Origin of the sequence: Solibacillus ferritrahens, assembly GCF_037027585.1 — a bacterium.
Taxonomy (GTDB): Bacteria; Bacillota; Bacilli; order Bacillales_A; family Planococcaceae; genus Solibacillus; species Solibacillus ferritrahens.
Window position 1 is genome coordinate 1 of the sequence record NZ_JAXCLE010000050.1, and the last position, 1,486, is coordinate 1,486.

The 1,486-nt window shown below is 32.9% G+C and carries 2 protein-coding genes; both read right to left on the minus strand.

All coding sequences use genetic code 11. The features are described from left to right. Window positions 1-311: 311 nt before the first annotated feature. Complete coding sequence (locus SNE38_RS19035) at window positions 312-767, minus strand: DUF600 domain-containing protein (RefSeq protein ID WP_191705560.1); 456 nt, start codon at window positions 765-767, stop codon at window positions 312-314. Between the two features lie 19 nt (window positions 768-786). After that, window positions 787-1,353 (minus strand): DNA/RNA non-specific endonuclease, encoded by a 567-nt coding sequence (locus SNE38_RS19040; protein WP_336047172.1) that lies wholly within the window; start codon window positions 1,351-1,353, stop codon window positions 787-789. Window positions 1,354-1,486 lie beyond the last annotated feature (133 nt).

A 1,486-nucleotide genomic window follows, 5' to 3' on the forward strand; every position in this document is an offset into this window, starting at 1 on the left:
TTCAACTAATGCCTTCGCATTTCCTACTACCGGAATAAAGTCTAATCCTGCAGAGATTACGTCTTTATAGCCGCCCTCTTTGAAGGATGTATACGCAACGGCCACTTTTCCGCCGACCTTTACGATAACTTTTTCTACTGGCTGTTTCTATTTTTGATTGTCTTACTAAAGTAACTTTATTATAAGATTTGTTCGGGTATTATGTAATAAATAAATAGAGTGCAATCAAACTAAATTGCACTCTACTTATTATTTAAAATAAAATATGCTTATAATACAATAACTCTAAATAAATTTGACTACTTCTCAGTTTAATAATTATTATTTTTTATCTCCTCAAACCACTCATCTGCTATATCATCCGCTGTTTTAATATCGTCATGTGTATAAACTAAATCATACTTGTAACTTGCTTTGAAATTACCTGTCTTAACATCATATATTAATTTCATTTCAGTTGGCATATCTCGTTCATATTCTTTACATAATTCTTCGATTTTTTCGATATCATCGCCGATAATATTTAATACCATAAATTGACGTTCTGTAGACACGTCAAAAATTTCTTCCTCACTCTTCAATGCGTCGTTCAATTTATGGGGTTCTACATATTTATTGTTAATTAGATAAAAGAAACTACTAGATATCATACTTTCTTCACATGAAGCATAAACAAATACTTTATCGGCTCTATCTTCAACATATTCCATACATATGGATATCATATCCGCTTGTAGTTCACTAAATATATCTTCAAATTCTTTCATGCTACTTTTCACTCCTAGATTAATTTTTTAATTTTCCAAGGCCAGCCTTACCATCAATTGTATAATTAACTATAAATTTATCTGGTCGCATATTATCCCCAGAATAGATTATTTCAATATTAACTGTTACTTTTTTAGGTGGTTTTTCTTTCAAAGCTGCAGCCCATTTTTCTTCAATCTTTTTATATTGTTTCAAATTAACGTCAGATAATTGTGAAACCAAATTATCTATTTTAGGTGATCCTCCAAATCGATCACCAACCAAATGTCCGGCATGATCTTGGCCTTTTACTTTACCTGGTGTATTTTTACTATGAGGCAACCTTTGATCTCTCTTAGTCAATTGTAAATTTTCTGTTTCAAATTTAGAAATCCTTCCTAATTTGTCTGTTTCATAAAGGTAGTCATACTCTCCCGTTTTATACTTAATATTAGGCTTCAACTTATTTTTTCTACCGTTTGTAAACTGTTCTCCTTTGTTGACAAATGTTTTTATCTCACTTGTACTAGAACTAATTTTACCCTTATCCTGCTCCTTAGATTTCGCAGGTGTTGCCGTTGTTGCGCATGCTTCCTTCTTTGCCAAGGACGGTGCTTACTGCTTTGTCGTATTCTTCGGTGTTGGGGACTTGGCCAGATTTACTGTTTTATTTGTTGCTTTGCTACCCGATGTAGCTCCTGAAACAGCCTTTGCTCCGAGCTTTACGCTATGCTTCACA